Here is a 26874-nt window from a genome sequence, read left to right on the forward strand (position 1 = left end):
GTCTCATGCTGGCCGTTCGCTGGCAAGCGAGCTTGGCCGTCGCGGCGGGCGCTCGGTGCGGGCCGAGCTTTTCACCCCGCATGCGGGGTGAAAAGCTCAACCACCGCAAGGGTGCACTGATGAGCCTGCTGGAGGTTCGGGGCCTGTCGAAGGACTTTGGCGGGCCGCGCCGGACGCAGGCGCTGGCGGAGGTGTCGCTCGCGATCGGCGCCGGCGAGACGCTGGGGCTGATCGGGCCGTCGGGCTGCGGCAAGACCACGCTGGCGCGGGCGCTGACGCGGCTGGTCGCGGTGGACGCCGGGGCGGTGCGGTTCGACGGGCTGGACTGGCTGGCGCTGTCGGGACGGTCGCTGCGGCGGGCCCGGGGGCGAATGCAGATGGTGTTCCAGGATCCGGCGGCGGCGTTTCATCCGCGGGCGACGGCGGGCGGCGCCATCGGCGAGGCGCTGCGCATCCACGGTCTCGGAACCCGTCGGGACCGGGCGGAGCGGGTTGCGGCGCTGCTGGCGCAGGTGGGGTTGTCGCCCGACCTTGCGGCGCAGCCGGTGGCGACTTTGTCCGGCGGGCAGCGGCAGCGGGTGGCGATCGCGCGGTCGATCGCGCCGGGGCCGCGGCTCGTGGTGCTCGACGAGGCGGTCTCGGCGCTCGACGCTTCGGTGCGGGCGCGGGTGCTCGACCTGCTGGTGCGGCTTCAGGAGGATCTGGGGCTCGCCTATCTGTTCGTCGGGCACGATCTCGCCGTGGTCCGCGCCGTCTCGCACCGGATCGCGGTGATGGACGCCGGACGCATCGTCGAGACGGGGCCCGCGGAACGGCTCGTCGCCGCGCCGAAGGCCGATCTGACCCGCGCGTTGATCGCCGCCGTGCCGCGGCTGGAGAGAGGGGCAAGCGCATGACCTGGACGAGCCTGCCCGACGCGCCCGGGTTCCCGGCCGAGGGCTATGCGCCGCTCGCCGACGCGGTCGGGCGCATCCTCGGCACGCGGAACGACGTTCTGCTGGTGCAGGGCGAGGCGGCGGTGGCGCTGGAGGCGGTCGCCGCCTCGCTCGGGCGGCCGGGGATGCGCGCGCTTTGCGTCGTCACCTCGATGTATGGACGCTGGATCGCGGGCTGGCTTCGGCGGGCCGGGGCGACGGCGGTCGAACTCGTCGCCGCGCCGGGGAGGCCGGTCGAGGCGGCCGCCGTCGCCGTGGCGCTCGCGAGCGGGCGGTTCGACCTCGTGACGATCGTCCACGCCGAGAGCGCCACCGGTATCCTGAACCCGCTGGAGGAGGTGGTCGCACTTGCCCGATCGCACGGCGCGCTCGTGGTCGTGGACGCCGTGGCGTCGGTCGGCGGACACGCGCTCGACGTGGACGCGGCCGGGATCGACGTGGCGGTGATCGGGCCGCAGAAGGCGCTGGGCGGGCAGGCGGGGGTCTCGGCGCTCTCGGTGTCGCCCGCCGCCTGGGAGCGGGTCGCGCCGCCGGGGGAGGCGCCGTCGATCCTGTCGCTCGGCGACCTGCGGTCGTTGTGGCTGGGGACGGGACGCGGGGCGCTGCCGGGGACGCCGTCGGCGCTGGAGTTCCATGCGCTGGCCGCAACGCTGGCGCGGGTGCAGGCGGAGGGAATGCCGTCGCTCCGGGCCCGACACCGACGCGCCGCCGCCGCGGCGCGGGCGGGGGCGCTGGCGCTGACGGGCCGCGCCTGGGTCGCGTCGGCGCACGCCTCCAACCTCGTCACCGCGGCGGCGCTGCCGGAGGGACTCGACGCGGCGCGCGCGCTCGCCGCCGCGGGCCCCGCGACTGCGCTCTCGGCCGGGGCGGGTCCGGGCGGCGAACGGCTGGTCCGGATGAACCATACCGGGGCGCGGGCGCGCCTCGACGTCGTGCTCGGCGACCTCGCGGCGCTTGGCCGCGCCCTGCGCGCGGTCGGGATGGAGACCGACGTCGGCCGCGCCCTCGCCGCCGCCGAGGCGGCCGCCGACGGGTGCGGGGAGGCTATTCCTTGACGGCTCCCGTCATCGAGGAAACGTAGTAGTCGACGAAGAACGAGTAGAGGATCACCACCGGCAGCGAGCCGATGAGCGCGCCGGACATCAGCGCCCCCCATTCGTAGATGTCGCCGCGAACGAGCTCGGTCAGGACGCCGACGGGCACCGTCTTGTTCTCGGACGACGAGATGAAGGTGAGCGCGTAGATGAACTCGTTCCACGACAGGGTGAACGCGAAAATGCCGGCCGAGATCAGGCCCGGCACGGCGAGGGGCAGGATGACGCGGGTCAGGATCTGCCAGCGCGAGGCGCCGTCGACCAGCGCGCTCTCCTCGAGCTCGTAGGGGATCGAGCGAAAGTAGCCCATCAGGAGCCAGGTGCAGAACGGGATCAGGAAGGTCGGGTAGGTGAGGATCAGCGCGAGGCGCGAGTCGAAGATGCCGACCTTGAAGACGATGTAGGCGAGCGGGATGAACAGGATCGAGGGCGGCACGAGATAGGCGAGGAAGATCATCAGCCCGGTCACCCGCGCGCCGGTGAAGCGGATGCGCTCGATGGCGTAGGCGGCGAAGACCGCGCCGGCGAGCGCCAGAACCGTCGAGGCGACGGAGACGAGGATCGTGTTCCAGAGCCATCCGGGATACGAGGTCTCGAAGAGCAGATAGCGGATGTGCTCCAGCGTCGGACCGACCACCCAGAACGGGCTGTATTCGTTGTAGTTGGTGAGCTGGTGGTTCGGCTTCACGGCCGTGATCGCCATCCAGTAGAACGGAAACAGCAGCACGAAGATGAAGACCGCGAGCGGCAGGTAGACGACGAGGATGCGGCGGGGCAGGGAGTTGTACTGCTCCATGCCGACGATGTCGTCGATCGGTGCGGGCGCGTGACGACCGACGTCGAGGGCCTCTTCGACGATGTCCTCGGGGTCTTTCTCGAACCGCGCCATCAGTCGCCTCCGCCCTGCTGCCACTTGCGGCGCTGGAGGCCGAAGAAGCTGAAAAGGATCGCCGCGAGCAGGAACGGGATCATCGCGACCGCGATGGCCGCGCCCTCGCCGAGCTGGCCGCCGGGGATGGCTCGTTGGAACGAGAGCGTCGCCATCAGGTGGGTGGCGTTCACCGGGCCGCCGCGGGTCAGCACGTAGATGAGCTGGAAGTCGGTGAAGGTGAAGAGCACGGAGAAGGTCATCACCACCGCGATGATCGGGGTCAGGAGCGGCAGCGTGACGCGGCGGAAACGCTGCCAGGAGGTGGCGCCGTCGAGCGCGGCCGCCTCGTTCAGCGACTGGGGAATGGTCTGGAGGCCGGCGAGCAGCGAGATGGCGACGAAGGGCACGCCGCGCCAGACGTTCGCCGCGATCACCGACCAGCGGGCGTTCCAGGGCTCGCCGAGGAAGTTGATCGGGGCCGAGATGAGGCCCCACTTAATCAGCACCCACGAGATGATCGAGAACTGGCTGTCGAAGATCCACCAGAAGGCCAGCGCCGAGAGCACGGTCGGCACCACCCATGGCAGGAGAATGACGGCACGGAAGAAGGTCTTCCAGCGCAGGTTCTCGTTCAGGAGCAGCGCGAGCCAGAGACCGAGGCCGAATTTCAGCACTGAGGCGACGACGGTGTAGAAGAGCGTGTTGAAGACCGCGAGCCAGAAAACGCTGTCGTCGGCGAGCCAGCGGTAGTTGTCGAGCCCGACGAACATGCCCTCGCGGCCGATGCGGGCGTCGGTGAAGCCGAGCCAGACGCCAAGGCCGAGCGGGTAGGTGAGGAAGCAGAGCAGGAACGCCGCGGCAGGCAACATGAAGAGAAAGCCGAGGCCGTTGCGGCTCTCGGCGAGACGGGACCAGATGTTCGCCCGTTTCGGGGTTTCGGCCATGCTTCCTCCTCCGGGCAGGGAGCGCGCTGGCCGGCCCCGGGTCGGGACCGGCCAGCGGCGGCGTTCAGCCGTAGTAGCGGTTCGCGCGCTTGGCGGCCGTGGCGATCGCGTCGTCGGGCGAGGCCTGGCCGGTGACCGCCTGGGCGAACATGTCGACGAGCACGTAGTCGGCCATGACCCCGGCGGAGGCGTAGCCGAGCGGGCCGGCGTAGCCGTTCGGGCGCAGGCTCGCGGAGGCCTTGGCATAGGCCGCGTGGACGGGGTTCGACGTCCACACCGGGTTGTCGGCGAAGCCCTTGGCGGCGCCGCAGCAATAGGCGCTCGCCCCCTCGATCCAGGCGTTCATCCGCGCCGTGTCGTACATCCAGGCGAGATAGGCCATCGCCGCCTGCGGATACTTCGTGTGGTTGAAGATCGAGATCGACGTGGTCTGGTGCAACTCGACCGACTGGCCCACGGGGCCGATCGGCAGGTTGGTGGTGCGGATGTCCTCCGCGAGCTCCTGCGTCGCCGGGTCGTTGCGGGCCGCGTAGTAGAGCGACACGCCGTTCGCCGTCAGCGAGATCTGGCCGGCCATGAAGGCGCGGTTGTTGTTGATGTCGAGCCAGCTCTCGGTGCCGGGGATGAAGGTCTTGTAGAGCTCCTGGGCATAGGCGATGGCCGCGCGGGTTTCGGGGCTGTCGAGGCCGACCGTGCCGTCCTCATTGATCATCTTGCCGCCGTGGCTCCAGAGCAGCCAATGGGCATAGTTGTTGCCGTCGCCGACCGCCTTGCCGTGCGGGAAGCCGGCCGGAGTGCCGTTCGCCTGCATCGCCTTGCAGAGCTCGAGAAACCCCGCCGTGTCGGTCGGGAACTCCTGGAAGCCCGCGGCCTTCACGTGGCTGTCGCGGTAGCAGATGGCGTTGCCGATCGCGGCGAGCGGCATGGCGATGAAACGCCCGTCGTGGACCGCGTAGCCGCGCGCGCCGTCATACCAGCCGCCGTTCGCCGCGCCGATCGCCTCGGCCAGTCCGGTGAGCTCGACGAGCTTGTCGGGATACTGGAACGGATCGTCGAACCAGCTCATCACCATGTCGGGGCCGGACCCGACGTTGGCGGCCACCGCGGCCTTGGGACGCACGTCCTCCCAGCTTTCCTGGTCGATGCGGACCTCGACGCCGGTCGCCTCGGTGAAGGCCTGGGTGTTGGCGTTCCAGGCTTCCTCCTCGCCCTTCACGAAAGGCACCCAGCGCAGCAGCCGCAGCGAGGCTCCCGCTTCGGGCGTAGGCGTGGGGATACCCTGCGCGAACGCGCGGGGGGCCAGGGCTGCGGCCGCTACGCCAGCGGCCGCGCCGGCCATCAGCTCGCGGCGGTTGATACGGCTCATGGTCGTCAGTCCTCCCAGACAGTGCGGGTGTTGCTTCGCGCGGCGACGGGTCCCGCAACCCGCGCCGCGGCGCTCATGCCGTCAGGCGGACGCCCGAGGCGGCGTCGAAGAGATGCGTCGCGGCGGCCTCGACGGAGACGCCGATGCGCTCGCCGGGCCCGGCGGAGACACGCTCGCGGAACACGCCCACCACGGGGGTGTCGCCCAGCCGGCCGACGACGTGGGTCTCGGAGCCGGTCGGCTCGACCACCTCGATGGTCAGGGGCACCTCGCCGCCGAGCCGCAGCGATTCCGGCCGGAGACCGTAGATGGCGCCGCCGCGGGCCGCTCCGGCGAGCCGCTGGCCGATCGGCAGGACAACGCCGCCCTCGGAGACGAACCGGCCGTCGGCGTCGACGGAGCCCGGCAGCATGTTCATCGCCGGCGAGCCGATGAAGCCCGCCACGAACAGGTTCGCCGGCGCGTCGTAGAGTTCGAGCGGCGCGCCGATCTGCTCGACGCGTCCATCGTGCATGACCACGATCTTGTCGGCCATGGTCATCGCCTCGATCTGGTCGTGAGTGACGTAGACGGTGGTGGTCTTCAGCCGCTGGTGCAGGTTCTTGATCTCCGCCCGCATCGAGACGCGGAGCTTGGCGTCGAGGTTGGAGAGCGGTTCGTCGAAGAGGAAGACCTGCGGGTCGCGGACGATGGCGCGACCCATGGCGACGCGCTGGCGCTGGCCGCCGGAGAGTTGGCGGGGGAAGCGGTCGAGGAGTTTCGTCAGGCCGAGGATCTCGGCGGCGGGACGGACGCGGGCGTCGATCTCGGCCTTGGAGGCGCGCTTCAGCGTCAGCGAGAAGGCCATGTTGTCCGCGACCGTGAGGTGCGGATAGAGCGCGTAGTTCTGGAACACCATCGCGATGTCCCGGTCCTTGGGCGGCAGGTCGTTGACGCGCGTGTCGCCGATCAGGATGTCGCCCGAGGTGACGTGCTCGAGCCCCGCCAGCATCCGCAGCAGCGTGGACTTGCCGCAGCCCGAAGGGCCGACCAGCACGACGAACTCGCCCTCCTCGATGTCGATGGAGACCCCGTGGAGGATCTCGACGGCGCCGAAGGACTTCCGCAAGTTGCGGATCGTGACCGCAGCCATCCTCACGCCCCCCTCAATTCGTGCTTGGCCGCGACGATAGACGCGACCTCGGGCGAGCGTCAACCGTGGGGACGCCCGCTCGTCGCCCGCTCGACCGTGGTTGCCGACCACGGCAAGTTCGGCTTGCGCGCGCTCAAGCTCTACCGCAGGTGGGGGCAGGCGGTTGAGTCGCATCCATTCCGCCGGGCTCGACGCCCTCCGTCGCGTTCCCTCCACCTGGATGCCGGCGTGGCTGTGCAGGATGTCGAGCCGCCCGTAATCGGCGACCGTACCCTCGATCAGCCGGTCGAGCGCCACGTCGTCGGCGACGTCAGTGGGGCCCGCCTCGGCGAAAAGTCCTTCGCCACGGATTGCCGCGGCGGTCGCTTCGCTGCGCCCGGGCGAGAGGTCGGCGATCACGACACGGGCGCCTCCGCGCGCCATGGCGCGGGCGCGCGCCAGTCCGATGCCGGAGCCGGTGACGATGGCGACGCGGTTCTCAAGGATCATGGCTCATCTCCTCTCTTCGGGTTCGCGGCTCCCACGGCTGCCTGCGCACATCCGTGGTATCATGCCGCGCGCATTTCGGTGCGGACCCCGACGACGGAGGCTAAGGGCGCCAAGCAGCAATGAGTGCTTCATGAGCGCGCCACGCCTCGGTGGCGTTCACCGCGAGCTCGGCCGTGTCATGGTCGATGGTCGCGAAGACAGGGACGGGGCGATGCCCGCCGTGAAGAAGTCCCTGGACAGCTCGGAACTTCCACGCAGTTTCCGCACAGCCTCGGTCGGGACAGGGGGGGCCTCGCACCGCTTTCCTCGGCCCGCGTCGGGATCTGAACGCGCAGGATCGCCGTGCGTCAGCTTCGGGCGATCCAGCCGCCGCCGAGGACGCGGTCTCCGTCGTAGAAGACGCAGGCCTGGCCGGGGGCCACGCCTTCCTCGGGAGCGTAGAGTTCGACCACGGCGCGGCCGTCGCCGGCGGGCAGGAGACGGGCGGGCTTCGGGGCGCGCGTGGAACGCACACGCGCCTCGATCTCCCATCCGTCCGCCGGCGCGACCTCGAAGTGGTCGTCGCCGAGCCAGTTCACCTCGGCGACCGGGAAGGTCCGGCGGGCGAGGGCCGCGCGCGGGCCGACCACGACGCGACGGGCCTCCGGATCGAGGCGGACGACGAAGAGCGGCTCGCCGCTCGCGACCCCGAGGCCGCGTCGCTGGCCAACGGTGTAGCGGATCACGCCCTTGTGCTCGCCCAGAACGCGACCGTCCAGGTGGATGATCTCGCCCGGCTCCGCGGCGCCGGGCCGCAGCCTCTCGACGACGTCGGCGTAGGAGCCGGCTGGAACGAAACAGATATCCTGGCTGTCGGGCTTCGTGGCCACCGGCAGGCCGAACCGCTCGGCCAGCGAGCGCACGTCGGCCTTTGTGTGAAAATTTCCTAAAGGGAACCGCAAATAATCCAGCTGCTGGCGCGTTGTGGTGAACAGGAAGTAACTTTGGTCGCGGTCAGGGTCCGCGGCGCGGCGCAAGATGGCGCCACGAGGGGTGGGTGTGCGTTGAACGTAGTGACCGGTCGCCATGCAGTCGGCGTCCAGTTCGAGCGCGGTCTCGAGGAGGTCGCGGAACTTGATGCGTTCGTTGCAGCGGATGCAAGGGACGGGCGTCGCTCCGCCGAGGTAGGCTTCGGCGAACTCCTCCACGACAGCCGCGCGAAAGCGGCTCTCGTAGTCGAGCACGTAGTGCGGGATGCCGATCGTCTCGGCCACGCGCCGCGCGTCGTGAATGTCGCGCCCGGCGCAGCAGGCGCCGCGCCGGGCGGTCGCCGCTCCGTGGTCGTACAGCTGAAGCGTGACGCCGATCACCTCGAAGCCCTCCGCCGCGAGGCTCGCGGCCACCACGGAGCTGTCGACGCCGCCGGACATGGCGACGACGACGCGGGTCTGCGCGGACGGCTTGGCGAAGCCGAGGCTGTTGAGCGGCGCGGCGCTGGCGAGCATGGCGGCGTTCCTTCGGTCGATGCGCGTTATAATAAAACGCATGGTAATGACAAGGCCGGGTTTCACCGGGGTTTAATGAGTGCCCCCGTAAGTAATTGCACGGGTGTAGCGAGTGTTAGGGAACGAGGCATGTATATCCGCAGAGAGAAGGGACCGGTCTTCGTCACGCTGGCCGACGGCTCCAAGCTGACGCGCTCCGACCTGCCGCCGATCAACACCAAGCGCTGGGTGGCGCGGCGCAAGGCGACGGTGGTCGCCGCCGTCGACAACGGTCTGCTCGGCGCGCGGGAGGCGTGCGACATGTACCGGCTCTCCGACGAGGAGCTGGAGATCTGGCGCTCCGCGGTTCACCGCCATGGCGCGGCCGCGCTGCGGGTGACCGCCATCCAGAAGTATAGACAACTTTAAGGAGAGAGCGTACGCTCCGACTCCCGTAATCTGTCGTTAACCTTGCGGCGGTTAAGGATGGCTGTGTCAGAGCGAGCCGCTGTTAGGACGGAGTGCAGCAAAATGCGCATCCTGCTGGTCGAGGACGACCCCACGACGTCGAAGAGCATCGAGATGATGCTGCAGAACGCGAACCTCAACGTCTACGCGACGGATCTGGGCGAAGAAGGCGTCGATCTGGCGAAGCTCTATGACTACGACTTGATCCTTCTTGACCTGAATCTGCCCGACATGACGGGCCATGAGGTGCTGCGCCAGCTCCGCATCGCCAAGGTCGACACGCCGATCCTGATCCTGTCGGGCACCGACGACACCGAATCGAAGCTCAAGGGATTCGGCTTCGGCGCCGACGACTACATGACCAAGCCGTTCCACCGGCAGGAACTGATCGCGCGCATCCACGCGATCGTGCGACGCTCGAAGGGGCATGCTCAGTCGATCATCAGCACCGGCAAGTTTTCTGTCAACCTTGACGCCAAGACGGTCGAGGTAGAGGGACGTTCGGTCCACCTGACCGGCAAGGAGTACCAGATGCTGGAGCTCCTAAGCCTGCGCAAGGGCACCACGCTGACCAAGGAGATGTTTCTCAATCATCTCTACGGCGGCATGGACGAGCCGGAACTGAAGATCATCGACGTCTTCATCTGCAAGCTCCGCAAGAAGCTCTCAGAGGCGACCGGCGGCGAGAACTACATCGAGACGGTCTGGGGCCGTGGCTACGTTCTGCGCGACCCGCAGAGCGCCGAGGCGAAGCGCAAGCTCGCGATCGGGGCCTGACGCTCTCTCTCGCAGTATTGACCTTTTAGTCGGTAGCCATGCGCCCGGGTCGAGTTTTCCGGGCTTCGAAGCCGGACCAGCCGAGCGATCGGCGGTCCGGCTTTCGATTTTCGAGGGCCGCTTCCCACACTGAACGGCGCAGGCTGGACTTGCTCAGTCGACGTAGTGCGCCGGCGTGAGGGCGGCGAAGCCCGCGAGGCCCAGGGCCGCGCGGACCGGGGGCGCAACCGTGGCGATGGCCTCGGCGCAAGCGGCGGCGAAAGGGGCGGGGTCGCGGCCGCCCGCGGTGACGAAGGGCGTGCCGGGCGTCGGCCGGGTCCAGCCTGCGACCCGAAGTTGCGCCGCGGACGGCTCCCAGGCCAGCGCCAGCCGCCAGGACTGCGCGTCGATGGCCGCCACCTCGGCCTTGCCGGCGGCGACGGCGCGCACCGAGTCCCGGTGCGCGCCGGTGGCGAGTCCCTGGTCGGGGTCGAGGCGGCCGAGCGCCGCGACGAGTGCGCCCCAGCCCGATTGCGAGTCCGTGGAGTTGTAGGCGAAGCGCGCCGCGGCCAGTTCCTCCGCCGCTTCGCGCCGGTCGTCGGCGCGTACGACGAGCGCGCTTCGGTAGTAGCCGGGCGGGCAGGCGGGGTGGCCGTAGTCGGGCGCTCCGATCAGCGTGACCCGCTGCGAAAGACCGAGTTGCAAGGGGAGCGCGCAGGTCTGCGACAGGGCGAGCGCCGGGGCGGTCCAGTGCATGGCGTCGCGCGACAGCGCTTCGGGCGCGGCGAGGCCTCTGGCGCGGAGTGCGTCCCGCAGGCCGGCCCACAGCGCGTTCGTATGGTCGCGGACCTCCGGCCAGTCGTACATGGGCAGCGTGGCGACAGGGTCGGCGGTCATTCCTGCGGCCAGAGCGGGTGCGGCACGGGATCCTTGCGGCGCAGGAGGTGCCGGCGCAGGATTTCGCCGTAGCTGTCGTAGCGATAGCCGAGATTGCGGCGCAGCCATTCCTCGCGCCGCTCCGCGTACAGCGCCGGCAACCGATACCACGGCGCCTGCGGATGCGCGTGATGAACGGCGTGCAGGTTGTTGTTCAGAAAGAGGAACGCCAGCGGTCCCCGGTCCTCGATGATCACCGAGCGGCCGCGGGCGCGCTCGTGGGCCTGGTGCTCGAGGTAGGTGCGGATCTTCAGCACCGACAGCGCGAGATAGCAGGCGAGCAGATAGGCCGAGACCGGCATGGCGGTGAAGGCGGCGACGAAGCCGAGAACCGCCGCCGCGGCGATGGCATGTCGCGCCCAGATACCGAGCAACGTGCGATCGCCGGCGCGGATGCGTAGGAGGTCGTCACGGACAAACACGAAGGTCCCGATCGCCGGTCCCAGGGTGACGCGGCCGAGCAGCGTGTTGTTCGCGCAGAGAACCGCCCGCGCCGGGCGCGAGAGCCGCGACCACAGGGCCGGGTCGAGGTAGTTCGTCTCCGGGTCGTCGTAGGGGTCGGTCAGGTCGGCGTCCTGGTGGTGCGCGAGATGGGTGTCGCGGAACCGCGCGTAGGGAACGACGATCCCCAGCGGCGGAAAGACCAGCGCCTCCGACAGCCGCCGGCTCGGCAGCGGGTGGCCGTGGATGACCTCATGCTGGAGAGAGGAGTGCAGCGTGAGGATGACCGCCACGACCGGCACGCCGAGCCAAGGCGAAATCGCGGAGAGGAAGGCCACCCCGCCGCCCCAGGCGGCGTAGGTGGCCAGGATAAGCGCCAACGTCGGCCATTCCGGACCGCGCGGCGAAGGGTAGGTGGCCATGCGCAGCAGCGACGACAGGGTTCGGCTGAAGGAGCTTCGCGACCGTCTTGCAACAGGGCCGCTGCACGCGGCCCTGTTAGAACTGATACTTCACGCCGAAGAGCAGGTCAAAGGTCTCGTAGGACAGGTCGGTCGCGAGACCGCGGCTCGGCCAGACCTTGCTTTCCGGCGTCGCGAACCAGCGTCCCTCACCGTACACCGTCCACTGCGGCGCCACCTCGTAGCCGATGCCCGCGATGAACTGGTAGGCGAAGTTCGAGGTCGACTTGGAACCTTCGTAGTCGAGCTGCGCCGCGCCGATGCCGGCGCCGACATACGGCATCACCTGCGGGTTGGAGAGGGTGAAGTTGTAGAGGGCGTTGACCATCACCGCGTTGACCTTGGCGGTGCCGTCGATGTTGCCCCGAACGCCGTTGACGCGCGCCGAGCCGTCGAAATCGGCATTGCGGTAGGCATACTCAAGCTCGACGCCCACGTTCGGGGTCGCCTGGAAGCCGAGCGCGACGCCGAGCGTGTAGCCGGTGTCATAGTCGAGATCGACGCGGCCGACCTTCTGGCCGTTGGAGCGCAGGCTTTCGTCGTCGCCCGACGGGAAGGTCGCGCCGCCGAAGCCCTTGAGGTAGAGCGACGAGGCGTCGAAGGACTGGGCCGAGGCCGCGCCGGCGGCGCCGATGGCCGTCGCGGCAGTGGCCGCGAGGAGCAGGGATCTGGTAAGAGCCGACATCTGGTACTCCTTATGTTTGCTCGATTGACACATACCTTAATCCTTGCGGCGCGAATGGTCATGCGCAAAGCGCCCTCACGTTCGCGTGAGTGCGCAGTCCTGCGGTGGGCGCGGCGCCAGAGCCACACCGGCGGAGCGGATTCAGTCGAAGAAGGGCGTCATCTCCGCCACGACGACGGCGTTCTCGGCGAGGGCGCGCTCCATCAACGCACGCTCCTCCGCGCCGACCTCGCCGTCGGCGAGGCGCTCGTCGAGTGGCCCGTAGCCGGTGACGTCGAGCGGCGCGAGGTCGGCGGCCTTGAGGAGCGCCACGGTCTCGCGCACCGCCTCCTCCTCGTCGCGTGCGGGAGCGTAGCAGAGCAGCGCGGCGCCGGTCGCGCCGTCCGGCAGGCCGTCCCCGGGCTTGCGCCCGACCTGCACGAGGAGTGTATAGACCTCCATCAGTCGCGCAGGAGCTCGTTGATCGACGTCTTGGAGCGGGTCCGTTCGTCAACGCGCTTTACGATCACCGCGCAGTAGAGGCTCGGGCCGGGCGCGCCGTCGGGGAAGGGCTTGCCGGGTAGGCTCCCCGCCACCACCACCGAATAGGGGGGCACCTCGCCATACGTGATCTCGCCGGTGGCGCGGTCGACGATCTTCGTCGATTTGCCGATGAAGACGCCCATGCCGAGGACCGAGCCCTCGCGCACGATGCAGCCCTCGACCACCTCGGACCGGGCGCCGATGAAGCAGTCATCCTCAATGATCGTCGGGCCGGCCTGCATCGGCTCGAGCACGCCGCCGATGCCGACGCCGCCGGAGAGGTGCACCCGCTTTCCGATCTGGGCGCAGGAGCCGACCGTCGCCCATGTGTCGACCATGGTTCCCTCGTCGACGTAGGCGCCGAGATTGACGAAGGACGGCATCAGCACCACGCCCGGCGCGACATAGGCGGAGCGGCGCACGACGCAGGTCGGCACGGCGCGAAAGCCCGCCTGCCGCCAGTCGTGCTCCGACCAGCCCCTGAACTTCGAGTCGACCTTGTCCCACCAGCCGCCGCCCTGCGGGCCGCCCGGCTGCGGCCCCATGTCCTGCAGTCGGAATCCGAGGAGGACGGCCTTCTTCGCCCACTGGTTGACGCGCCATTCGCCGTCCGGCTGGCGCTCGGCGACGCGGACGCGGCCGTTGTCGAGACCTTCGAGCACGGTGTCGATCGCCGCGCGGGTCGCGCCGCCGGTGGCGGGTGTGATCGTGTCGCGCGCCTCCCAGGCGGCCTCGATCGCCTGCTCCAGCTGGGTGTGATCAGTCATGGCACGGTCCTTTGCGTTCGGCTGGCGCGTGCCTAGCCGCTCGCGATGCCCGGCGCAACGCGGCCGCGCCGGCCGCCGTGCTCAGGCGAAGAGCAACTCGTCGATCACGTGACCGTCGCCGTCCAGGTCGCGGACCCCGGGCAGTCGGATCCGGTCGCCGTCGCCGACGAGGTGGAGGGTCCAGCCCGTCCGCGCCTCGATCTCCGCCGCCACCGATCCGGCCCCGCCGGCGATCTTCAGCGCGTCGCGCTCGTCCGCGTCGTAGTCGCACACGGTGTCGGTCTCCGCGCGGCCGTTCCGCAATTCGGCGAAGACGAAGGTGTCGCCGCCCGAGCCGCCATGCAGCCGGTCGTCGCCATCGCCGCCGCGCAGCACGTCGCACCCCCCGCCGCCCGACAGCTTGTCGCGGCCCTGGCCGCCCGAAAGATCGTCGTCGCCGCCGAGACCCCGAATAAGGTCGCGGCCGGCGAGACCGCGCATGTGGTCGCCTCCGGCGTAGCCGAGCAGCCTGTCCCTTCCGGCGCCGCCCTCGACCTCGATTCGCACCAGTTCCTCGCGCCCGCCTTCCATGTCGGTCGCGAGCAGCATTCCCACCCCTGCGGCGTAGAACTTGTGCTCGCGCGAAGGATCGAGCGGGTTCACGTCGAGGGTCTTGAGCGCTTCGTCGAAGCGGCCGTATGGCGTGGCGATCCGCGCGTCGAGGGACCTGACCTCGGCCCAGTCCTCGGCCTCGCCCTTGTAGTACTCCTGGCGGTAGCGGATTCCGATCTGCGGATCCGCGAGCATCACCACGCCGGCTTGCGCCCCGTCGACGCCGGTCTCCCAGGAGCCTTCGGTGCTGATCGGGTCGGGGCTTCCCGGCTCGTATTCGGCGGTCTCCTCGCCGAAGTACCAGACGTTGCCGGCGGCGTCCTGCGCGAACCAGTCATAGGTGTCCTCGACGACGAACCCGTCCTCCCGCTCGGTGTCGTGCACCACCACGCACGTCACGCCGTCGACGACGCGGGTTTCGCCGGTGACGGTCACCCGGACCTCCACGTCCTCCTCCTTGTTGGCGTAGACGTAGGTCGTGCCGGGTCGGAGCGGCATGTAGGCGTTGTCGATCCGGGTCGTGAACTGCGACGGATCCGGTCGCGGAATTTCGGTGAACATCGTTGGCCTCCCGGTGCGGGCGCTGCGGGACAGGGGCCCGGCGCCGCGCCCCGGCTGGCGGGCCGCGTTCAGGAGGGTTCGTATCGGCCGCGGCGTCCATCCTACATCCGTCGGATGCGCCGCTTTGAGGTCGGGCGGCCGGGCTATCGTCCGAATGTTGATGGGAAGCTCGGCGATCGCGGCGTAGGATGGGCCTCCGGTCCCGGAGCGGAGAAGATGCAGAAGCGCCGTCTCGTGGTCCTCGGAGGGCTGGGGGTCGTCCTTCTCGCCCTCCTGCTGACCTTGCTCGACCTCTTGGCCGAGGAGGGCGCCGGATGGCTTCCCGACCTCGCGGTCGACTTCCTCGACCGGCTGATCCTGATCGGCGCCGCCGTCGCCGCCAGCATCCTCGCGGTGCGTTACACCCGCCTGGAGAGCCGGACGGAGAACCTGTCGCGCTCGCTCGAGCGCGCGGCCCGGGAGGGCGAGGCCTGGCGGGCGCAGAGCCGGCGCTTCCTCGGCGGCCTGGGGCGCGCGATCGAGAGCCAGTTCGGGGCGTGGGGCCTGACGCCGGCGGAAGCCGACATCGCGGGCCTTCTGCTCAAGGGCGCGACGCTTCGCGAGATCGCCGTGCTCCGGCGCACCTCGGAGGCGACGATCCGCCAGCAGGCGCAGGGCGTCTACCGCAAGTCGGGGCTCGCCAGTCGCGCCGAGCTTTCGGCCTATTTCCTGGAGGATCTGTTCTCGCTGAGCGAGGCGGCCGTGCCGGAGCATTCCGGCTCCGGCGAGAAGCGCTTCGACGCCTGATCGGGCGCCGTCGTCTCCCGGACGCGGCGCAGGTTCCGACCGCGCGCGGACTGGCAGGGCGCGGCGCGAGCCGGTATGGACGTTCCATGAAACTGCCGAACGAGCCCAGAAAGTTCCCCGATGCGCGCGAGGACGTCGCGCAGTCGAAGAAGGCGCCGGACACGCCGCAGACGCTGTCGCCGTCCTATCGGCTCGCCTTCACCGACATCGACTTCCTGACCCGGGAGGAGTTGCGCCCGGTGCGGCTGCAACTCGAACTCCTGAAGGTCGAGATGGCGTTGGCCGAGCGCGGCGTGCGCTCGACGATCGCGCTCTTCGGCGGCGCGCGCATCCCGCCGCCCGGGCGCGCGGACGAGGCGGCGACGCCCGGCCTCGCGGCGCTGTCGCGCTACTACGACGAGGCGCGCGAGTTCGCCCGGCTCTGTACGCTGCGGGCGGTGGCGAGCGGCAACCGCGAGGGGGTGATCTGCTCCGGCGGCGGCCCCGGCGTCATGGAGGCGGCCAACCTCGGGGCGCTCGACGCCGGGGGCGTCTCGATCGGGCTGAACATCGTGCTGCCGCACGAGCAGGCGCCCAATCGTTACGGCACGCCCGAACTCAGCTTCAACTTCCACTATTTCGCCATCCGCAAGATGCACTTCCTGACCCGGGCGAAGGCGATCGCGATCTTCCCCGGCGGGTTCGGCACGCTCGACGAGATGTTCGAGTCGCTCACGCTCGTGCAGACCGGGAGGATGAAGCCGCTGCCGATCCTGCTCTTCGGCGGCGACTTCTGGCGGCGGGTGATCGACTGGCAGGCGCTGGTCGACGCGGGCACGATCTCGCCCTCGGACATCGACCTCATGACCCATGTCGAGACCGCGGCGGAGGCGATGGCGGCGCTCGACGCATGGACCCCGCCGACGCCGACGGGCGGGGTGGGCGACGGCGAGTGATACGGTTTCAAAGGTTTACGGCGGATCCTTCGATGCACGCTTCATGCACAACGTATGCACAACGCATATGCCAAGCAAAAGAGTCGGGATTGAATCGTTAATGCAGGCGCGAGGCATTCAGGCGGAGGCCGCATGACGGTCGTCAGGGCAGGGGGAGCGGCGCCCCCGCCGCGCTCCAGCCGCCGTCGGCCGGGATGATCGCGCCGTTGACATAGCCGGCGGCGTTCGAGCCGAGGAACAGGCAGACGCGGGCCACGTCGGCCGGGTCGCCGAAGCGGCGCATCGGCACGCTCTGCGCGACCCGGCGGCGGCTCGCCTCGTCGGGGGCGAGCCGGGCCATGCCCTCGGTGCCGTCGATCGGGCCGGGGATCACGCCGTTCACCCTCAGCCCCTCCGGTCCCCATTCGATGGCGAGGCATCGGGTCGTCATGTCGACCCCGGCCTTGGCGGCGCAGACATGCGTCTGCAACGGCATGGCGATCTGCGATTGCGGGGCGGAGATGTTGATCAGGCTCCCCCCGGGGCGGCGCATGTGCGGGTAGGCCGCGCGCATGACGTGGAAGGTGCCGAGGAGGTCGATGTCGACCACGGACTTGAAGCCGTTCGGGCTGATCGCCGCCGCCGGGGCCGGAAAGTTGCCGGCCGCGCCGGAGACCAGCACGTCGATCGGCCCCGTCTCGGCGGCGAAGGCGGCGATCCCGGCCGCGACCGCCTCGGCGTCGCGGACGTCGAAGGCGTAGCCGAGCGCCGGGCGGCCGAGGCGCGAGAGCCGCGCCACGGCGGCGTCCACCTTTTCCTGGCGACGCGACGCGACGCCGAGCCGGGCGCCCGCCTCGGCGAAGGCCTGCGCGATGCCGAGATTGATGCCGCTCGTGCCGCCGACGACCATCACGTTGCAGCCGCCGTAGTCGAAGCTCGCCCGCATTCCGCGCATCCTTTCGTCCTGTCGCGCCGGCCCGTCGCGCCGGTCCGTGGCGTCGGTCTGTCTCACCGGTCTGCCACGCCCGGCGAGGCGGCGCCACCGTGACGCTACGGGCGGCCGGCTTGATGCGCCCGCCGGCGGATCGCATAACCGGCCAGGCCGGCACGAGCATGCAGGAGTCACCATGGACGCCCCTTCCGACGCCCTGTCCCTCCTCGACCCGCTTGCCCTCGCGGTTCTCGCGGCCACCTTTGCCCTGGTCGCGCTCTCGGCGCTCATCGCCGCCGCCGAGGCGGCGCTGACCACGGCGAGCCGGTCGCGGCTCCAGGCGCTCGCCGACAAGGGAGACCGCGGGGCGGCGCGGGCGCTCGCTCTGGGCGAGGACCGCAGCCGCCTCGGCGGCGCGCTCCTCCTCGGCGCGGTGTTCGTCGATACGCTGGCGGTGGCGTTGGCGACCTGGCTCGCCCTCGTCGTCTGCGGCCGCTGGGGGGCGGCGGTCGCGGTCGTGGGCATGACGGCCTTTCTCTTCTTCCTTGCCCAGGCGCTGCCGCGGATGCGCGCGCACGGCGATCCCGCCATGGCGGCCCGCCTCGCCGGGCCCGTCGGGAGCGTCGTGCGCGTGGCGGCGCCGCTCGCGGGCGGGGCAGGGGCGCTGGCGCGGGCGGCGCTGCGGCCATTCGGCGTTGCGGCCGATCCCCGCACGCCTCTCCTCGCCTTTCAGGAGGAGATCGCCGACGCGATCGCCCAGCGCCATTCCGAGGGCGAGGTCGAGAAGGCGGAGCGCGACCGTCTCCTCGGCGCGCTCGATCTCGGGCGACGGCAGGTCGAGGAGGTGATGATGCACCGTCGCGACATCGAGATGCTCGACGCCGACGCTCCGGCGGCCGAGATCCTCACCCAGGCGCTCGACTCGCCGCACACCCGCATCCCGATCTTTCGCGGCGAGCGGGAGAACATCGTGGGCGTCGTCCATGCGCGCGACCTGTCCCGGGCGGTGGAGCGGCTCGTCCGTGCGGGCGACGGCGGCCTCGACCTCGACCGCTTCGACGTCATGTCGGTGGCGATGCCGCCCTACTTCGTGCCCGACGCCACGCCGCTCGACGAGCAGCTGCGCGAGTTCCTGCGTCGCCGCACGCATTTCGCGCTGGTGGTGGACGAGTACGGGGCGTTGCAGGGCTTGATCACGCTCGAGGACATCCTCGAGGAAATCGTCGGCGACATCGCCGACGAGCACGACGTCGCGGAGGTGGGCGGGGTGGACGTGCTGCCCGACGGGGCCGTCGAGGTCGAGGGGGTCGTGACCATCCGCGATCTCAACCGCGCCTGCGACTGGAGCCTGCCCGACGACGAGGCGAACACCGTCGCCGGACTCGTCATCCACGAGGCGCAGGCCATCCCGAACGCCGGCCAGGTCTTCGCCTTCCACGGCTTCCGTTTCGAGGTTCTCGACCGCGTCGACAATCGCCTGACCCGGCTCCGGGTCAGGAAGCTGGAATGACGCTGGCGGGGCGCGACGCCGCCCCTAGCCGGCGGGCTTCTCGCCCTTGCCGAAGTCGTCGAGGATCGGCACGCCCGCGTCGCGCAGGATCGCGTCGATCTGGTCCTGGTTGCGGCGGATCAGGCTGTTCAGCTGGCGCTTCCACTCGTCCTCGCCGGCGCGCACCCCCATCGTGATGCGGTACACGAGCCGCGGCGTGCCCTGCTCCTCGAGGAGCGGGATCGCCTTCAGGCCCGGGTGGCGCTGCTTCACCAGCGGCCCCCCGATCGGACCCCAGAGCAGCGCCGCGTCGGTCTTGCCAGCCTTGAGGTCGGCGAGCATCTGTCCGGCGGGATCCTCCACGCGGCGGTCGATCATCAGCTTGTAGGGCACGGCGTCCGGCATCAGCCCGAGCCGGGCTACGTGCGTCGTCGGCGGGGCGCCGGCCACCACGCCGATCCTCTTCCCCTTGAGCCGCGGGTCCGCGAGCGTGTCCACGTCCGCGAGGTCGCCGTCCGCCTTGACCACGAGCACATGGGTGGAGGTGTAGTAGTGATTGGTGTTGAGGACGAGTTCGTCGCCTTGAGCGTAGCCCATCACCACGTCGCACCTGCCCGCTTGCAGGGTGTTCCGGACGAAGCCGGTCACCTGCGGGAACCACGTGTACTGCACGGGCACGCCCAGTTCGCCCGCCAGCAGCTCGGCGATCCGGTTCTCGAAGCCCGAGCCGTCCTCGGCCGAGAGCGGCTTGTTGGCCGGGTCGGCGCAGACCCGGAAGGCGGAGCGGTCGACGAGGTCCGCCACCTGCGCCGACGCGACGGCGGCGGCCGAGAGCGCCAGCGCGAGCGCCAGGAGCGAAGACCGCACCCTACTGCTCCATGCAGAGCTTCTCCGCCTCGACAAAGGCATCGCTCTTGTCCGCGCGCTTGGCCGGCCGGCCGCGCGGGACGGCGTCCGCGCCGCGTGCGCGCAGATAGGTCCAGATGTCGTCGAGATAGCACATCACGTTCGGGTTGGTGCCGAAGGCGGGCATGACCTGATTGTCGGCGGCGTTGACCACCTGCCGGCCGCTCGCCACCACGCCGATGAAGTCGTAGTAGTCCATCCGCATCGCCGAGTCCTTCAACGCCGGCGCATAGGTCGAGCCCTCGCCGTCGGGTCCGTGGCAGACGTGACAGTCAGCGTGGTAGCGCCGATAGCCGGAGAAGGTCGGCCAGTCGACCGTGCCGTCGTCCTCGACCTTGAAGGTCGGGATGCCCTCGGCGTTGAACCAGCGCACCCCGTCGTTTTCGACGGCGGCGGTATCGGCCACGTCTTGCGCGGAGACGGCCCCGGCGACGAGCATGGCGAACGCCAGAAACGGCGCGGCTGATCTCATCCCATCCTCCCGAAAAGTTCGTTGCCGGAACGCTAGTGCGAAGCCCGGCGGGACGGAATCAGACTTTAGTCTGGCCCGCGTCCCTGAGACGCAAAACGCCGCCCCGGGGGTGCCGGGGCGGCGTCCTGCCGGCCTTGCGGCCGCGTCAGTTGGGAACTGCGAAGACCGTCAGCTGGCCGCCGAGCGCCGTGAAGTCGGAGAGCGCCGCATAGCCGCCCACGGCGCCGAGGCCCGCGGTGTCGACGTTCTTCGCCTCGCTGTCCAGCTCCCGCCCGGTTGCAGCGCGACCGGCGACGTTCTGCCAGGCTTCGGCGTTGACCGGGTTGGTCAGGCCGGCGGCGAGGCCGATGCCCGCCCATCCGCCGATGCCCGAAAGGACGCCGACGTACTGCTTGCCCTCACGCTCGTAGGTGAAGACGTTGCCGATGATCCCCGATGGCGTCTTGAACTTGTAGAGCTCTTCGCCGGTGTTGGCGTCGACCGCCTTCAGGTAGCCCTCGAGCGTTCCGTAGAAGACGACGTCGCCCGCGGTCGCGAGCGCGCCGGACCACACCGAGAACTGCTCCGGAAGCGACCACTTGATCTCGCCGGCCACCGGATCCCAGGCGATGAAGTTGCCCATGCCGCCGTGGCTGTTCGGCGCCGGGAACATCGAGACCGTGGCGCCGACAAAGGGCTGGCCTGCGGTGTAGCTGACGCGGAACGGCTCGTAGTCCATGCAGACGTGGTTGGTCGGCACGTACATCAGGCCGGTTTTCGGCGAGTAGGCCGCCGGCTGCTGGTCCTTGGTGCCGAGCGCCGCCGGGCAGATGCCGGTGGTGTTGGTGTCCTCGCCGTTCTGCTCGGTGGAGAATTCCGCCACCACCGCCGGACGGCCGAAGGTCGGCGAGTTCGGGTCCATGTCGACGCCGGTCGTCCAGTTCACCGCCGGGTCGAACTTCTCGGCCACCAGCAGCTCGCCGGTTTCGCGGTCGAGCGTGTAGGCGATGCCGTTCCGGTCCGGATGGAACAGGAGCTTGCGCTCCGTGCCGTCGATCTCGGCGTCGAAGAGGATGTTCTCGTTGACGCCGTCGTAGTCCCACTCGTCGTGCGGCGTCATCTGGTAGAGCCACTTCGCCATCCCGTCGTCGGGATCGCGGGCGAAGATCGTCATCGAGTACTTGTTGTCTCCGGGCCGCTGCGACGGGTTCCAGGTGCCGGGGTTTCCGGTGCCGTAGTAGAAGAGATCGAGGTCCGGATCGTAGCTGTACCAGCCCCAGGTGGGGCCGCCGCCGATCTGCCACTGGTCGCCTTCCCAGCTGTCGAGCGACGAGTTGGCCCCGATCGGCTTGCCGAGGGCGGTGGTCTTCTCCGGGTCGACCAGCATCTCCTCGTCCGGGCCGGTCGAGTAGGCGCGCCAGGCGAGCGAGCCGTCGGCGATGTTGTAGGCCGTCACCGACCCGCGGATGCCGAACTCGCCGCCCGAGATGCCGACGATGACCTTGTCCTTCACCGGCAGCACGGTCGTGGTGTTCGTCTCGCCCTTGGCCGGATCGCCGTTCTTGACGCTCCACTTCACGTCGCCGGTCTTGGCGTCGAGCGCCACGAGCGTCGTGTCGGCCTGGTGCAGGAACAGCATCCCGTCGGCATAGGCGAGGCCGCGATAGACCGTGTCGCAGCACATCACGCCGATGACGCTCGGATCCTGCTGGGGATGATACTGCCAGACGATCCGACCGTCCTGGGCGAGGTCGAGGGCGTAGACCGTGTTCGGGAACGGCGTATGCACGTACATCATGTCGCCGATCACGAGGGGGGCGCCCTCGTGGCCGCGCAGCACGCCGGTCGAGAACGTCCAGGCGACCTGAAGATCCCCGACGTTGTCCTTGTTGATCTGGTCGAGTTCGGAATAGCGCGTGTTGGCGTAGTTCATCGCCTGCATCGCGTTCTGCGCGGGGTTGGCCGTCTCGGCCAGCACCGAGTCGTTGGCGAGCGCCGGCGCGGCGACGCCCGCCGCCAGCACGGCCGCAAGCGAAAGCTCCAGCTTCTTCATTCGTCTTCCTCCCGTTCGCCCACCCGAAACGCGGGGGCATTCAGCTCCATATTAATCTCTTATGAAAACCCCGCCGCCGCATTGTCAACGCGCCCGTGCCTCACTCACACCAAAGTATGGGGATCGTCCCGAAGCGGCCGGGCGCACGCACGAAACGGGCTCCCCGACGGCCGCCCGTCGGAGAGTCCGTGCGCCTTCGCGGCGGCTGGCGGCCGCTCAGCCGCCGCTCACGCTCTGGATGTAGGCGATGACGTCGGCGCGCTCCTCGGGCTTCTTCAGGCCGACAAAGGTCATCTTGTTGCCGGGGAGCATCGTCTTGGGGTTCTCGAGGTAGAGGTCGAGTTCCTCCACCGTCCAGACGTGACCCTCCTCGCCGGCCTTCGTCATCGCCTCGGAGTATTTGAACCCCTCGAGCGTGCCGGTGGTCCGTCCGACGACGCCATAGAGGTCGGGGCCGACCCTCGACTTGCCGCTCGGGTCGAGAGTGTGGCAGGCCGCGCACTTGCGGAACACCTTTTCTCCGGCCGCGACGTCGCCGGCGGGAGCGTCCTGCGCGGCGGCCGCCGCCGCCCAGACGACGAGCGGCGCGGCCGCCAGCGCGAACCGGGCAAGTTTCATCGGCATGGGCATCTTTCTCCTCTGGCTGCCCCGCGCCGCGGCGTCGGTTCGCCGCGGCGTCAAGCGAGGTTCTCCGCGTGCCAGCGGACGTGATCCTCCATCACGCTGGCGACGTAGAAGTAGCTGTGGTCGTATCCCTCGAGCATGCGAAACTGCATCGGCTGGCGCCGCTCCGCCGCCGCCGCGACCAACGCCTCGGGCTTCAGCAGGTCGAGGAACTGGTCCTTCGCCCCCTGATCGACCAGCACCGGCCCCGGATAGCCCTTCTCCCGCATCAGCACGGTCGCGTCGTGCGCCTGCCACCGCGCCTCGTCGGCGCCGAGATAGGCCGAGAACTGCTTGCGCCCCCAGTCCGACCGTGTCGGGTTGGCGATCGGCGAGATCGCCGAGAGCGAGCGATAGGTCTCCGGCCGGGTCATGGCGATGGTCAGCGCGCCGTGGCCGCCCATCGAATGCCCGGTGATCCCCTGCCGCTCCCGATCGAGCGGCAGCGCCCCGAAGACCAGCGCCGGCAGCTCGTCGACGACATAGTCCCACATGCGGAAATGCGGCGCCCATGGCGCCTCGGTCGCGTTGACGTAGAAACCCGCGCCCTTGCCGAGGTCATAGGCCGGGTCGTCGGCCGCCGCCTCGCCGCGCGGCGAGGTGTCGGGAAAGATCAGCGCGATCCCCTCCGCGGCCGCCCAGCCCTGGGCGCCCGCCTTGGTCATGGCGTTCTCGTGGGTGCAGGTCAGCCCCGAGAGATACCAGAGCACCGGGACCATCCCCGCCTTCGCCTGGGGCGGCAGGTAGACCGCGAAGGTCATGTCGCAGCCGCACACCTCCGAGGCGTGCGCATATACCCCCTGAACCCCGCCGAAGCAGGCGTTCTCCGAGACCGTCTTCATTCGTCCATCCCGCATTGCCCCCGCCATAGGGACCCGCCCCGCGCCGCCCGTCAACTCGTGCGTAAGGCGGAGGGGAGGTCAGGGCCGCCAGAAGCCTCCGAACCGGAGGGCGCGCCCCGCGACGGAGGATCGCGCATCCTCGCGCCCGTTCGCGGGGGAAGGTCATGGAACAGCAGTCCTGGTCGGTCTGGACGATCTGAACTGCGAGCCCGCTACGTCGGGGCCATGGTCCAGCTCCGGCGCTACGAAGACCGGCCAACTTGACGTGTCGCCGACAGGGCAATCGCGGGTCGACTCGCGGTCAGCGCGGGGTCAGCGCGCGGTCGATCACGAAGACCACGCCGTTCGACGCCATCCGATCGGCCTGCAGCACCGTAGCGTCATTCACCCGCAGCGCCCCTTCGGTGCCGTCGATGTTCAGGCTCGTCCCGAGCATCGTCGTGTGGTTGACGTCCATGCCCTCGAGAAAGTCGCTGGTCAGTTCGCCCGGCACGATGTGGTAGGCGACAAGCCGGGCGAGTTCCTCGCCGCGGGCACGGCCGGCGGCGGCGAAGGCGCGGTCGGTGGGCGCGAAGAGGGTGTAGGGGCCGGGGCCGGCGAGCGTCTCGGCAAGGCCCGCCTCCGCGGCGGCGCGGGCGAAGCGCCCGGCGCCGGCGGCGCGGGCGACGGACAGCACGTCCGCGCCGTCTCGGGCCACCTGGCGCGGCTTGTCGCCGTCGCCGGAACAGGCGGCGAGCGCCAGTGCGGCGGTGGTTCCGGCCAGGATGAAGGCTCGCCTGAGCATTGTTTCGCTCCTCTTGCGTCGCGGGCCGCTCGCCCCGCCTCGAGGCCCGGACCCTAGCGGCCCGCCGGCGCGGCGTCGATGCGTTCCCGTGCCCGCGCCGGTCACGCCGAGTTTATCGGTCGGAGCGAAACGATGGGCGGGCAGGGGGCGTACTTGTGGCAACGTGGACGCGCCGGCGTCGCCAGAATGCCGAGAGCGGTCGGCGCTGTCGAAGCGCGACGGGGAGGTCATCATGCTGGTTCGGCGCCGACCGAAGGTTCCTTTCTCCGAGGTGACGCCGCAGGCGGACCACCTCAACCGGCGCGCGTTGATCGCTGCGGCCGGCGCCATGACCGCGGGCGCGGCCTTCGGCGGCGGCGGGCTTGCCATGGCCGCGGGCGGGTACTCGACGAGCGATCCGCCGACGGCGTTGGAGCACATCACCTCGTACAACAACTTCTACGAGTTCGGCTGGGACAAGGGCGACCCGAAGGCCCACGCCGGGGCGCTCACCACGCATCCCTGGACGGTGACGATCGACGGGCTCGTCGGCAAGCCGGGCGACTACGGCCTGGAAGACATCGTCCGGCCCGCCGACGTCCAGGACCGCACCTACCGGCTGCGCTGCGTCGAGGCATGGTCGATGGTGATCCCCTGGCAGGGGGTGCAGCTTTCCGACCTGCTCGCCCGGGTCGAGCCGGCGGGCTCGGCGAAGTACGTCGCCTTCCAGACGCTGCTGCGTCCCGAGGAGATGCCGGGGCAGCGGGCGCTGTTCGGCGGGATCGACTGGCCCTATGTCGAGGGACTCCGTCTCGACGAGGCGATGCACCCGCTGACGCTGCTGGCGACCGGTCTCTACGGCGAGGACCTTCCCAACCAGAACGGGGCGCCGCTGCGGCTGGTCGTGCCGTGGAAGTACGGATTCAAGTCGGTCAAGTCGATCGTGCGCATCACCCTGACGGAGGAGGAGCCGCCCACCACGTGGAACCTGCTCCAGCCGCAGGAATACGGCTTCTATGCCAACGTGAACCCGGCGGTGAGCCATCCGCGCTGGAGCCAGGCGTCGGAGCGGGTCGTCGGCGGCGGGCTGCTGGCCAGGCGTCGCGACACCGAGCCCTTCAACGGCTACGCCGAAGAGGTGGCGGAGCTCTATGCGGGCATGGACCTGCGGCGGTTCTACTGACATGCGCCTCGCCGAGCGGGTCAACCCCTGGCTGCGGCGCGTGCCGGTCGCGCCGCTCTACTGGATCGCGCTCTTTCCGGCGGTGATCTGGTTCGGGCTGGCGCTGGCGAACCGGCTGGGAGCCGATCCAGTGCGGGCGCTCGAACACGAGTACGGGTTGCGGGCGCTGCAGTTCCTCGTAGCGGCGCTCGCCGTGACGCCGCTGCGCGAGTTGACCGGCGTGAGCCTGCTCCGCTTCCGGCGCTTCCTCGGTCTGACGGCGTTCTCGTACGCGCTCCTGCACCTGCTCGTCTGGCTTGTCCTCGACCGGCAACTCGACTGGCCGCGGATCGCCGAGGATCTTGCCCGGCGGCCCTACGTCGTGCTCGGGATGGCGGCCTTCGTGATGCTCGTGCCGCTCGCGGCGACGTCGACCGATCGGGCCCTCCGCCGTCTGGGGCCAGGGCGCTGGCGGCGGGTCCACAGGCTTGCGTATCCCGCGACCGCGCTTGCGGCGCTGCATTTCGTCTGGCTGGTCAAGGCATGGCCCCCCGAGCCGCTGCTCTACGCGCTCGCGGTCGCGACGCTGCTCGCGTGGAGGGCGGCCGGAGTGCTGCGACGGCGTGCGCCCCGGATCGCGGCGGGGTAGGGGGCAACAAAATCGTCATGAAGTGCGCTTTTCCGCTTGCGCGACTCCGTCCGCATCCGTATGTACCCCGTCACCGCCGGCGGGGCGACCTTCCGGAGGTGAAGCGGTGGATGTGAGGCGGCAAGGAACGCTGTCGGTTGATGGCGGTTCCCGGTTTCGTTTCGCTTTGCGGCTTGTTTGCTCATTGAACTTGTAATGGAACGAAGGGATATGTGGCCGGTCTGTGTCGTCATGGGCGACGTCTGGATCTGGTGCATATCGGCCTGCTAGGGTTTCGGCCCGATGATGCAGGTGTCAGCTTCACCGTTTGTCGGTCGTCGTGATCCCGAGAGGGGGACGATGCACGACAGACGATGACGTTTGGGCTCCGGCAGGGATGTCGGAGCGATGTGCAGAGGTTCGGACGTCAAGGACGGTTCGGATCGGGGGAGGTGCTCTTCGGGCGTCCCCGGTTTGGGATCGTTTCAACTTGAGAGTTTGATCCTGGCTCAGAACGAACGCTGGCGGCAGGCTTAACACATGCAAGTCGAGCGGGCCCTTCGGGGTCAGCGGCGGACGGGTGAGTAACGCGTGGGAACGTGCCTTTCGCTACGGAATAGCCTCTGGAAACGGAGATTAATGCCGTATACGCCCGAGAGGGGAAAGATTTATCGGCGAGAGATCGGCCCGCGTTGGATTAGGTAGTTGGTGGGGTAATGGCCTACCAAGCCGACGATCCATAGCTGGTTTGAGAGGATGATCAGCCACACTGGGACTGAGACACGGCCCAGACTCCTACGGGAG

At 69.6% G+C, this 26874-nt stretch carries 27 protein-coding genes, 1 rRNA gene and 1 pseudogene; 10 read left to right on the forward strand and 19 right to left on the reverse strand.

Going from position 1 to position 26874, the window contains the following annotated elements; all coding sequences use genetic code 11:
* The first annotated feature begins 119 nt into the window (after positions 1-119).
* The gene (locus KBA23_RS07720) at positions 120-896 is read left to right on the forward strand and encodes an ATP-binding cassette domain-containing protein (protein ID WP_290738953.1); all 777 of its coding nucleotides are present in this window, start codon (positions 120-122) and stop codon (positions 894-896) included.
* Entirely contained in the window at positions 893-1990 is a 1098-nt protein-coding gene (locus tag KBA23_RS07725) for an aminotransferase class V-fold PLP-dependent enzyme (RefSeq protein WP_290738956.1), read from the forward strand. The genes KBA23_RS07720 and KBA23_RS07725 overlap by 4 nt, the downstream gene beginning before the upstream one ends.
* Here KBA23_RS07725 and KBA23_RS07730 read toward each other — a convergent pair.
* From KBA23_RS07730 to mnmA, 6 genes and pseudogenes are all read right to left on the reverse strand, one after another.
* Positions 1980-2918 (reverse strand): carbohydrate ABC transporter permease, encoded by a 939-nt coding sequence (locus KBA23_RS07730; protein ID WP_290738959.1) that lies wholly within the window; start codon positions 2916-2918, stop codon positions 1980-1982. The two genes, KBA23_RS07725 and KBA23_RS07730, sit on opposite strands and share 11 nt — an antisense overlap.
* The gene (locus KBA23_RS07735) at positions 2918-3844 is read right to left on the reverse strand and encodes a carbohydrate ABC transporter permease (protein WP_290738962.1); all 927 of its coding nucleotides are present in this window, start codon (positions 3842-3844) and stop codon (positions 2918-2920) included. The genes KBA23_RS07730 and KBA23_RS07735 overlap by 1 nt, the downstream gene beginning before the upstream one ends.
* 64 nt (positions 3845-3908) lie before the next feature.
* On the reverse strand, positions 3909-5210 hold the full coding sequence (locus tag KBA23_RS07740; RefSeq protein WP_290738965.1) for an ABC transporter substrate-binding protein: 1302 nt from the start codon (positions 5208-5210) through the stop codon (positions 3909-3911).
* A 73-nt stretch (positions 5211-5283) separates the two neighbouring features.
* Positions 5284-6342, reverse strand: a complete 1059-nt coding sequence (gene ugpC, locus KBA23_RS07745) for a sn-glycerol-3-phosphate ABC transporter ATP-binding protein UgpC (RefSeq protein WP_290739020.1) — start codon at positions 6340-6342, stop codon at positions 5284-5286.
* A 180-nt stretch (positions 6343-6522) separates the two neighbouring features.
* Positions 6523-6831 (reverse strand): annotated as a pseudogene (locus tag KBA23_RS07750) (SDR family NAD(P)-dependent oxidoreductase); the annotation flags it as partial.
* 347 nt (positions 6832-7178) lie between these two features.
* The gene (gene mnmA / locus KBA23_RS07755; protein WP_290738968.1) at positions 7179-8315 is read right to left on the reverse strand and encodes a tRNA 2-thiouridine(34) synthase MnmA; all 1137 of its coding nucleotides are present in this window, start codon (positions 8313-8315) and stop codon (positions 7179-7181) included.
* A gap of 129 nt (positions 8316-8444) precedes the next feature.
* Between mnmA and KBA23_RS07760 the strand changes: the two genes are divergently transcribed.
* Together KBA23_RS07760 and ctrA are read left to right on the forward strand one after the other, a co-directional pair.
* Positions 8445-8723 carry a DUF1153 domain-containing protein gene (locus tag KBA23_RS07760; RefSeq protein ID WP_290738971.1) on the forward strand — a complete coding sequence of 93 codons (279 nt, stop codon included), beginning with the start codon at positions 8445-8447 and terminating at the stop codon, positions 8721-8723.
* Positions 8724-8825: 102 nt separating this feature from the next.
* Entirely contained in the window at positions 8826-9539 is a 714-nt protein-coding gene (gene ctrA / locus KBA23_RS07765; RefSeq protein WP_290738974.1) for a response regulator transcription factor CtrA, read from the forward strand.
* Positions 9540-9692: 153 nt separating this feature from the next.
* Here ctrA and KBA23_RS07770 read toward each other — a convergent pair whose 3' ends face one another.
* The 6 genes from KBA23_RS07770 to KBA23_RS07795 form a co-directional block, all read right to left on the reverse strand.
* Positions 9693-10415, reverse strand: coding sequence for a PhnD/SsuA/transferrin family substrate-binding protein (locus KBA23_RS07770; RefSeq protein ID WP_290738977.1), 723 nt, complete (start codon positions 10413-10415; stop codon positions 9693-9695).
* Complete coding sequence (locus tag KBA23_RS07775) at positions 10412-11275, reverse strand: fatty acid desaturase (protein ID WP_366935301.1); 864 nt, start codon at positions 11273-11275, stop codon at positions 10412-10414. Before KBA23_RS07775 ends, KBA23_RS07770 begins: the two co-directional genes overlap by 4 nt.
* Positions 11276-11393: 118 nt before the next feature.
* Positions 11394-12041, reverse strand: a complete 648-nt coding sequence (locus KBA23_RS07780) for a porin family protein (protein ID WP_290738983.1) — start codon at positions 12039-12041, stop codon at positions 11394-11396.
* 141 nt (positions 12042-12182) lie between these two features.
* Positions 12183-12482 (reverse strand): hypothetical protein, encoded by a 300-nt coding sequence (locus KBA23_RS07785; protein WP_290738986.1) that lies wholly within the window; start codon positions 12480-12482, stop codon positions 12183-12185.
* Positions 12482-13330: a 2,3,4,5-tetrahydropyridine-2,6-dicarboxylate N-succinyltransferase gene (gene dapD / locus KBA23_RS07790; RefSeq protein ID WP_290738988.1), complete on the reverse strand. Its 849-nt coding sequence runs from the start codon at positions 13328-13330 to the stop codon at positions 12482-12484. The genes KBA23_RS07785 and dapD overlap by 1 nt, the downstream gene beginning before the upstream one ends.
* Positions 13331-13411: 81 nt before the next feature.
* Positions 13412-14482 carry a calcium-binding protein gene (locus tag KBA23_RS07795; RefSeq protein ID WP_290738991.1) on the reverse strand — a complete coding sequence of 357 codons (1071 nt, stop codon included), beginning with the start codon at positions 14480-14482 and terminating at the stop codon, positions 13412-13414.
* A 216-nt stretch (positions 14483-14698) separates the two neighbouring features.
* On the opposite strand from KBA23_RS07795, the gene KBA23_RS07800 reads away from it, so the two are divergent.
* Together KBA23_RS07800 and KBA23_RS07805 are read left to right on the forward strand one after the other, a co-directional pair.
* Positions 14699-15268: a hypothetical protein gene (locus KBA23_RS07800; protein ID WP_290738994.1), complete on the forward strand. Its 570-nt coding sequence runs from the start codon at positions 14699-14701 to the stop codon at positions 15266-15268.
* An 86-nt stretch (positions 15269-15354) separates the two neighbouring features.
* The gene (locus tag KBA23_RS07805) at positions 15355-16203 is read left to right on the forward strand and encodes an LOG family protein (RefSeq protein WP_290738997.1); all 849 of its coding nucleotides are present in this window, start codon (positions 15355-15357) and stop codon (positions 16201-16203) included.
* Between the two features lie 142 nt (positions 16204-16345).
* Here KBA23_RS07805 and KBA23_RS07810 read toward each other — a convergent pair whose 3' ends face one another.
* Positions 16346-17128 (reverse strand): SDR family oxidoreductase, encoded by a 783-nt coding sequence (locus KBA23_RS07810; protein ID WP_290738999.1) that lies wholly within the window; start codon positions 17126-17128, stop codon positions 16346-16348.
* Between the two features lie 181 nt (positions 17129-17309).
* Between KBA23_RS07810 and KBA23_RS07815 the strand changes: the two genes are divergently transcribed.
* Positions 17310-18623, forward strand: a complete 1314-nt coding sequence (locus KBA23_RS07815; RefSeq protein WP_290739002.1) for a CNNM domain-containing protein — start codon at positions 17310-17312, stop codon at positions 18621-18623.
* 24 nt (positions 18624-18647) lie between these two features.
* On the opposite strand, the gene KBA23_RS07820 is transcribed toward KBA23_RS07815, so the two are convergent.
* The 6 genes from KBA23_RS07820 to KBA23_RS07845 form a co-directional block, all read right to left on the reverse strand.
* Positions 18648-19469 carry a substrate-binding domain-containing protein gene (locus KBA23_RS07820; RefSeq protein WP_290739005.1) on the reverse strand — a complete coding sequence of 274 codons (822 nt, stop codon included), beginning with the start codon at positions 19467-19469 and terminating at the stop codon, positions 18648-18650.
* Position 19470: 1 nt separating this feature from the next.
* Positions 19471-19947, reverse strand: coding sequence for a c-type cytochrome, methanol metabolism-related (locus KBA23_RS07825; protein ID WP_290739022.1), 477 nt, complete (start codon positions 19945-19947; stop codon positions 19471-19473).
* Between the two features lie 178 nt (positions 19948-20125).
* Positions 20126-22012 (reverse strand): methanol/ethanol family PQQ-dependent dehydrogenase, encoded by a 1887-nt coding sequence (locus tag KBA23_RS07830; RefSeq protein WP_290739008.1) that lies wholly within the window; start codon positions 22010-22012, stop codon positions 20126-20128.
* A gap of 216 nt (positions 22013-22228) precedes the next feature.
* Positions 22229-22636 (reverse strand): cytochrome c family protein, encoded by a 408-nt coding sequence (locus KBA23_RS07835; RefSeq protein ID WP_290739010.1) that lies wholly within the window; start codon positions 22634-22636, stop codon positions 22229-22231.
* Between the two features lie 53 nt (positions 22637-22689).
* Complete coding sequence (gene fghA / locus KBA23_RS07840; RefSeq protein ID WP_290739012.1) at positions 22690-23517, reverse strand: S-formylglutathione hydrolase; 828 nt, start codon at positions 23515-23517, stop codon at positions 22690-22692.
* Positions 23518-23818: 301 nt separating this feature from the next.
* The gene (locus tag KBA23_RS07845; protein WP_290739014.1) at positions 23819-24301 is read right to left on the reverse strand and encodes a fasciclin domain-containing protein; all 483 of its coding nucleotides are present in this window, start codon (positions 24299-24301) and stop codon (positions 23819-23821) included.
* 232 nt (positions 24302-24533) lie between these two features.
* Here KBA23_RS07845 and msrP point away from each other — a divergent pair, with 232 nt between their 5' ends.
* From msrP to KBA23_RS07860, 3 genes are all read left to right on the forward strand, one after another.
* Complete coding sequence (gene msrP, locus KBA23_RS07850) at positions 24534-25463, forward strand: protein-methionine-sulfoxide reductase catalytic subunit MsrP (RefSeq protein WP_290739016.1); 930 nt, start codon at positions 24534-24536, stop codon at positions 25461-25463.
* A gap of 1 nt (position 25464) precedes the next feature.
* Positions 25465-26091 carry a protein-methionine-sulfoxide reductase heme-binding subunit MsrQ gene (gene msrQ, locus KBA23_RS07855; RefSeq protein ID WP_290739018.1) on the forward strand — a complete coding sequence of 209 codons (627 nt, stop codon included), beginning with the start codon at positions 25465-25467 and terminating at the stop codon, positions 26089-26091.
* Between the two features lie 465 nt (positions 26092-26556).
* Positions 26557-26874, forward strand: a 16S ribosomal RNA gene (locus KBA23_RS07860); the annotation flags it as partial.

This window comes from Amaricoccus sp., assembly GCF_017995835.1.
GTDB lineage: Bacteria > Pseudomonadota > Alphaproteobacteria > Rhodobacterales > Rhodobacteraceae > Amaricoccus.